7 protein-coding genes and 1 pseudogene are annotated in these 6,787 nt (G+C 74.0%); 4 read left to right on the top strand and 4 right to left on the bottom strand.

What is annotated here, in order from left to right; all coding sequences use genetic code 11:
* The 3 genes and pseudogenes from nth to JNW89_RS22830 all read right to left on the bottom strand — a co-directional run.
* A partial coding sequence (gene nth, locus JNW89_RS22840; RefSeq protein ID WP_238450446.1) for an endonuclease III occupies positions 1-838 on the bottom strand: 838 nt, incomplete at its 3' end.
* A gap of 51 nt (positions 839-889) precedes the next feature.
* Positions 890-2,046, bottom strand: a pseudogene (locus JNW89_RS22835) (CapA family protein).
* Between the two features lie 56 nt (positions 2,047-2,102).
* Positions 2,103-2,765, bottom strand: coding sequence for an adenosylcobinamide amidohydrolase (locus JNW89_RS22830; RefSeq protein ID WP_238450445.1), 663 nt, complete (start codon positions 2,763-2,765; stop codon positions 2,103-2,105).
* Between the two features lie 222 nt (positions 2,766-2,987).
* Between JNW89_RS22830 and JNW89_RS22825 the strand changes: the two genes are divergently transcribed.
* Positions 2,988-3,665 (top strand): Crp/Fnr family transcriptional regulator, encoded by a 678-nt coding sequence (locus JNW89_RS22825; protein ID WP_067306583.1) that lies wholly within the window; start codon positions 2,988-2,990, stop codon positions 3,663-3,665.
* Between the two features lie 63 nt (positions 3,666-3,728).
* Here JNW89_RS22825 and JNW89_RS22820 read toward each other — a convergent pair whose 3' ends face one another.
* Positions 3,729-4,274, bottom strand: a complete 546-nt coding sequence (locus JNW89_RS22820) for a DUF3592 domain-containing protein (RefSeq protein ID WP_238450444.1) — start codon at positions 4,272-4,274, stop codon at positions 3,729-3,731.
* A gap of 220 nt (positions 4,275-4,494) precedes the next feature.
* Between JNW89_RS22820 and JNW89_RS22815 the strand changes: the two genes are divergently transcribed.
* From JNW89_RS22815 to JNW89_RS22805, 3 genes are all read left to right on the top strand, one after another.
* On the top strand, positions 4,495-5,238 hold the full coding sequence (locus JNW89_RS22815; protein ID WP_238450443.1) for a metallophosphoesterase: 744 nt from the start codon (positions 4,495-4,497) through the stop codon (positions 5,236-5,238).
* 159 nt (positions 5,239-5,397) lie between these two features.
* Positions 5,398-6,063 carry a TetR/AcrR family transcriptional regulator gene (locus JNW89_RS22810; RefSeq protein ID WP_238450442.1) on the top strand — a complete coding sequence of 222 codons (666 nt, stop codon included), beginning with the start codon at positions 5,398-5,400 and terminating at the stop codon, positions 6,061-6,063.
* Between the two features lie 39 nt (positions 6,064-6,102).
* Positions 6,103-6,787 (top strand): TIGR03084 family metal-binding protein (locus tag JNW89_RS22805; RefSeq protein ID WP_238450441.1); only part of this gene is annotated, 685 nt, incomplete at its 3' end.

Here is a 6,787-nt window from a genome sequence, read left to right as displayed (position 1 = left end):
GCTCGGGGTCGACCCCGGCGGCGGCCGCGAGGTCCCGGGCCCGGGGGCCCTTGAGCAGCTTCGCGGCGGCGGCCGGCTCGGTCGGCCCGGTCCCGTACTCGGGGTCGACCCCGGCGGCGGCCGCGAGGTCCCGGGCCCGGGGGCCCTTGAGCAGCTTCGCGGCGGCGGCCGGCTCGGTCGGCCCGGTCCCGTACGACGGGCAGAGTTTCGCCAGCGTGCAGGCTCCGCAGGCCGGCTTGCGGGCGTGGCAGACCCGGCGGCCGTGGAAGATGATCCGGTGCGAGAGCATGGTCCACTCGCGCTTGGGGAAGAGCGCGCCGATCTCGTGCTCGATCTTCACCGGGTCGGTCTGCGCGGTCAGCTTCCAGCGCTGCACGAGCCGCTGGAAGTGGGTGTCGACGGTGATCCCCGGGACGTCGAAGGCGTTGCCGAGGATGACGTTGGCGGTCTTGCGGCCGATCCCGGGCAGCGTCACCAGGTCGGCCAGCCTGCCGGGGACCTTGCCGTCGTACCGCTCGACCAGGGCCTGGCCCAGCTTGATCAGCGAGTCGGTCTTGTTGCGGTAGAAACCGGTTGGCCGGATCAGCTCCTCCAGCTCCGCCCGGTCGGCCCCGGCGTAGTCGGCCGCCGTCGGATAGCGGACGAAGAGCTTCGGGGTGACCTCGTTGACCTTCTTGTCGGTGCACTGCGCGGAGAGGATGGTGGCGACGGCCAGCTCCAACGCGTTGGAGTGGTCGAGTTCACAGTGCGCGTCGGGGTGCGCCTCGGTCAGCGCCCGGCCGATTCGGCGGGCGCGCCGGGTCCGGCCGAGGTCCGTCTCGGTGGAGCTGATGGTCACGCCGGCCAGCCTACGTCGCCGGGACGACCGCCCGCCGGGCCCACGCCCGGCTCAGCCGGCCTGCGGCGCGCTGATCCTGCCCTCGGCGTCGAACCGGGCCCCGGTCTGCGGGAAGTCGGCCCGGCTGAGCTGCTTGACCAACCCGAGGCCCTGGTCGGCGGAGTCCATGGTCGGCTTGCCGACGGAGTTCATCCGGGTGGAGGTGAAGGAGCCGCCGGCGAAGCTGCCGTCCGGCTTGAGCGACACCTTGAGCACCCCGCCCCAGCCGAGCCGCCCGCTCGGGTTGAGCGACCGGCCGCCACCGGCGAAGTTGCCGAGGCTGTAGGCGATCAGCCGGCCCTGGTAGAACTCCATGCCGCGCAGCACGTGCGGGCCGTGCCCGACGATCAGGTCCGCCCCGGCGTCGATCATGGCGTGGGAGAACTTCACCGGGTCGCCCCGGTTCTCGCCGTAGAACAGCTCGGTGCCCGGCTTGACCTTGGTCCGGTCGGCCCCCTCGGCCCCCATGTGCACCTGCACCACGACGAGGTCGGCCATGGTGGCGGCCTTCTTGACCACGGCCGTAGCCGCGTCGATGTCGGTCAGGCTGTTCGACCAGGGGTACGACGAGAAGCCGGCCACCGCAATCTTGACGCCCTTGACCTCGACCACGGTGATCTGGTCCGGCGCGCGGTGTGCTTGAGGCCCTGCTTCTCCAGCGCCTTCTGGGTGTTCGCGTACCCCTGCGGGCCGTAGTCGTAGCCGTGGTTGTTGGCCTGGTTGAGCAGCTCGAAGCCGGCGTCCTTGAGGTGGGCGGCGTAGCTGGACGGGGCGCGGAACTGGAAGCAGGCGGTGGCGTTGGCCCCGCACTTGCCGGTGCCGGTGTCCTCCGTCAGCGGCTCCTCCAGGTTGCCCATCACCAGGTCGGCGTCGAGCGCGTCGGAGATCTCGTCGAAGAAGCCCCGCCCGCCGTTGGCGGGGAGCCGGGAGGGGGCGTTGCCCATGATGATGTCGCCGGTCGCCGAGAGCGAGACGGCCTCGCCGGCCGGCTCCGAGGCGCCGCCGGACGGGACCGGCGCACCGGTGGCGCCCCCGCCTCCGCCGCGCTGCCAGACCGGCGTGGTGTCGTCGTCCGACGTGCCGCAGCCGGCGGTGACCAGCACGGCGAGGACCGCGCCGACGGCGAGCGCGGCACGGCGGCGGGTCCTGGCGGACGCGGGAGCGGACATCGCTGGCGACCCTACCGGGTAGGTAACGGCACGACGATGGCCTTTCGGACCGAAGTTCATCCCGCCCGCCGGTCGGACCAGGGCACGCAGGGCACCGACCCGCCGTCCCGGACGGCGGCGTGCACGGCCCGGGCCAGCGGGGCGCCCCAGGTGGACCGGGGGCCGCCGTAGGGCTCGGCGGGGCCGTCGGCCGGGCAGAGCACGGTGACCGCGTCGGTGGGCGTACCGGTGGCGGGCAGGCCGAGCTCCCAGATCGCCTGGGCCTTCGCCTCGGTCGCGGTGGCGACGGCGTTGACCAGCGCGGCGTCGCCGAGTGCCGCCGGGACGTACACGATGATGTTGACCGTGCCCACCCGCTGGGCCGGCGCCGCCGGGGCCGGCGCGGCGGCCCAGACCGGCATGCCCAGCCCGACCGTCGCCCAGGCCCGCACGCCGGTGTCGGTCCGGGCCACCACCTCGGCGACGTCCACCCCGGTGAGCAGGCCGACCCCGGATCCGGCCAGGCCGAGGCCGCCGGCCAGTGCGGCCAGGTGGGCGGCCGGGTCGTCCCGGCGGTACGACATCGGCACGGTCGCGTTCACCACCCAGTTCCGGACGCCGATCCCGCCGCCGAGCGGGCCGGAGCTGGCCGCCCGCAGGGGCGCCCCGGCGCGCCACACCAGCAGCGGGATGTCCCGGCCGTCCTCGGGACGGCTGGTCAGGATGGGGTCGCTCAGCACGTCCGTCACCCTACGGCCATCGACGGCGACGCCCGGTCACTACCCGGCCACGTTCGCGCGATCGTAGCCCCTGATCAGGGCGGGAAGGTTACGCCCAACGATCAAGATTCCAGGGGTGCACCTCTGATTCGTGCTCACGTGCGCCTAGACTTGTCGGCGCGCGAGGGATAAGCGGACGGCGGACCCGGCCGACGGACGGCGACGCGCAACCGGAGGTGCGCGATGGACGAGGTACTGGCCCGCAGCGGGATCTTCCAGGGTGTCGACCCGGAGGCTGCCGAGGCGCTCGCCAAGGAGATGGAGACGATCGACGTCCGCAAGGGCGAGATCGTGTTCAACGAGGGCGAGCCCGGCGACAGTCTCTACATCCTCCTGTCGGGCAAGATCAAGGTCGGGCGTCGGGCAGCCGACGGCCGGCAGAACCTGATCGCCGTGATGGGCCCGTCGGACATGGTCGGTGAGCTGTCGCTCTTCGACCCCGGTCCGCGTACGGCCACGGCCACCGCGGTCACCGACACCCGGCTGGTGCGGCTGCGCAAGCAGGCGCTGCGGCCCTGGCTGAACAACCGGCCCGAGATCGCCGAGCAGCTGCTGCGGGTGCTGGCCCGCCGGCTCCGCCGGACCAACGACTCGCTGGCCGACCTGATCTTCACCGACGTGCCGGGCCGGGTCGCCAAGAACCTGCTCCAGATGGCCGGCCGCTTCGGCACCCGTGACGGCGGCGTGCTGCGGGTGACCCACGACCTCACCCAGGAGGAGATCGCCCAGCTCGTCGGCGCCTCCCGGGAGACGGTCAACAAGGCGCTGGCCGACTTCGCCTCGCGGGGCTGGCTGCGGCTGGACGGCAAGAGCATCATCATCCTCGACCCGGAGCGCCTGGCCCGCCGCGCGCGGGTCTGACCAGGTCAGGACGAACGTCCCGGCCCGGCCCGCCGTCGTGCGGTCCGGGCCGGCTCTTCGGCGTCACGGCACCGAATCGTCGCGCTGCTCCGTCCGCCACGGGTCCGGCCGCTTGCCGAGCCTGGGCACGGGCCGGCGGTGTCGCCACCGCTCGGCCTGGTTGCGCCAGCGGTGCCAGGTCCACCGCAGGTAGGCGAGGTAGATCGCGGTGGCCAGCAGACCGATCGCGAGGATCAGCCAACCCTCCTTCTCGGAAGGCTTGTCGCCCAGGTAGACGTAGTCTCGATCCTCCGGGTCGTAGACCACGATCAGCCGCTCGCCGGGGGTTGGCAGGTCGTCGGGCGGTCCGGCCACCCTTGCCACGACCCTCTCGCCCTGAGTCGTCGTGAACCCCACCTTCAACAGCGACCCCCGCCGCAACTCGCGGGCCTCGACGACCACAGCAGCGGCCGACTCGCCCCGCTCCCGCAAGTGCCGTGCCTCGAGCAGGCGCCCGACGCCGCACGCGACGAAGGTCAGCGCACCGAGACGGACCACCAGAACGGCGGCGAAGGCCGGGTGCCGCAGCCAGTAACCGGGACGCCATCGGCTCCGTGGTTCGTGCTGCACCGGGTCAACCGGTGCGGTCGACGCCACGGCCGACGGTTGGCTTCGCCGCCTGCGCCGCTCGTTCCGACTGGCCACCCACCGCCTCCCGCCCGCTCCCGACCGGCGATCTCGGGCTCACGGTAGACGCCGGCGCCAAGGTAGGCGGTGCCGGCGATCCAGGCGCAATCTGCCCGGCGCAGAATTCCTGGACCTGCGGCTCGCCGCCGGGGAGGCTGGGGCGATGCTTGAACGTGTCGCCGTTCTCTCCGACATCCACGGCGCGCTGCCGGCGCTGGAGGCCGTCCTGGCCGAACCGGACGTCACCGCGGCGGACCTGATCGTGCTCACCGGCGACATCGCCGCCGGACCGCAGCCGGTCGAGGTGCTGGACCTGCTCGCCTCGCTCGGCGACCGGGCCTGTTGGGTCGGCGGCAACGCCGACCGGGAGCTGGTGGAGGCGCGGGCCGGTCGGCCGTCCCCGATCGAGGTCTCGAACTGGGCCGCCGGGCAGCTCCGCGACGACCACGTCGCCCGACTGGCCGCGCTGCCGCTAACCGTCACCCTGCCCGTCTCCGGCCTCGGCCAGGTGCTCTTCTGCCACGCGACACCTCGGAACGACGAGGAGGTCGTCCTGGTCGACTCCCGGATGCAACGCTGGGCGGAGGTCTTCGCCGGGCTGCCGGCCGAGGTCGGCACGGTGGTCTGCGGCCACACCCACATGCCGTTCACCCGGCTCGTCGACCGCCGCTTGGTGGTCAACCCGGGCAGCGTCGGCATGCCGTACGGCGGCGCCGGCGCCTGGTGGGCGCTGCTCGGCCAGGGCGTGCAGCTGCGCCGGACCGGGTACGACGTGGACGCCGCCTGCGCCCGGGTGACGGCCGGGTCCGGCTTCCCGCAGGCCGCCGAGTGGGCCGACGAGTACCTGCGCTCCCGCCACAGCGACGCCGACGCCCTCGCCGTCTTCGGCCCCCGCGACGGCCGCTGAGCTGCCGCGCCCGACCGCCGGCCCGGCCGGCCACCGTGATCCATCCACGTCATCAAGTTCGTAGCGAGCTGAAGACCTTCCCGGCCATCGACGGGCACCGCGTCGGACCAAGAAAAAGTCAGGCTTGACTGTTTGTTTCGGGAGCGGCACGCTGTCCCCGTGTCCACCGCATCGACGCGTGTCCCTCAGCAGGAGCGCAGCCGCGCCACCCAGGCCCGGCTGCTGGAGGCGACCGTCGACTGCCTGGTGGAGTACGGCTGGTCCGGCACCACCACCACGGTGGTCGCGGCCCGGGCCGGCGTCTCGCGCGGCGCGCAGCTGCACCACTACCCGACCAAGGCGGCCCTGGTGACCGCCGCCGTCGCCCACCTCGCCGACCGACGGGCAGCGGAGCTGCGCACCGAGGCGGAGGCCCTGCCGGCCGGGCCGCAGCGGCTCGACCGGGTGGTCGACCTGCTCGGCGTGGCCTTCACCGGGCCGCTCTTCGTCGCCGCGCTGGAGCTCTGGGTCGCCGCCCGCACCGACGCCGAGCTGCGCCGTGCCCTGGTGCCGCTGGAGGCCCGGGTCGGCCGGGAGATGCACCGGCTGACCGTCGCCCTGCTCGGCGTCGACGAGCGCCGCCCCGGCGTACGGGAGGCCGTGCAGGCCACCCTCGACCTGCTCCGCGGGCTGGGCGTGGCCAACCTGCTCAACGACGACTCGGCCCGCCGTACCGCCCTGCTGCACACCTGGAAACGTCAGCTCGCCGCCCTGCTCACGCCCGACGCCGGCCCACCGGAGCGCGCCACGCCGGCCGGGGCGGGGTCCGAGCGCGACAGGCAGTGACCCGCCCGTCCTGACCGGCACACCCCGCCCGGAGGCATCATGGTCGACCTGACAGCACTGCTCGCGGATCTGGCCGCCGAGTCCGAGCAGCTCGACGCCCTCGTCGCGGCGCTGCCGCCGCAGGCGTGGGCGCGGCCCACCCCGGCTCCCGGATGGACGGTCGGCCACCAGATCGCCCACCTCGCCTGGACCGACGAGATGGCCCGGCTCGCCGCCACCGACGTCGACGCCTTCTACGCCTCGGTCACCTCGGCGCCGGACGTCAGCCGGCTCGTCGACGACGGCGCGGAGCAGTTCCTGGCCCCGCCGGCCGAGCTGCTCGCCCGCTGGCGTGCCGGCCGGGCCGCGCTCATCGACGCCCTCACCGCCGTCCCCGCGGGAGACAAGCTGCCCTGGTACGGCACCCGGATGTCGCCCGCCTCGATGGCCACCGCCCGGATCATGGAGACCTGGGCGCACGGCGAGGACGTGGCCGAGGCGCTGGGCGTCAGCCGCGCCCCGACCGCCCGGCTGCGGCACGTCGCCCACCTCGGCTTCCGTACCCTCGGGCACGGCTTCGCCGCCCACGGCCGAGCGCTGCCCACGGCCCCGGTCCGGGTCGAACTGACCGCACCCGACGGCGACAGCTGGGCCTTCGGGCCGGCGGACGCGGCGGACCGGGTCACCGGCCCGGCGCTCGACTTCTGCCTGCTGGTCACCCAGCGCCGGCACCGCGCCGACCTGG

It is taken from the genome of Micromonospora sp. 4G55 (assembly GCF_016803375.1).
The sequence above is the reverse complement of the archived record's forward strand: the minus strand, read 5'-3'. Positions and strand labels throughout refer to the sequence as shown.

What these genes read in the sequence shown, in the direction of transcription:
- JNW89_RS22815 (WP_238450443.1), top strand. Translation starts at nt 4,495, where the DNA reads ATGCTTGAACGTGTCGCCGTTCTCTCCGACATCCACGGCGCGCTGCCG.
- JNW89_RS22825 (WP_067306583.1), top strand. Translation starts at nt 2,988, where the DNA reads ATGGACGAGGTACTGGCCCGCAGCGGGATCTTCCAGGGTGTCGACCCG.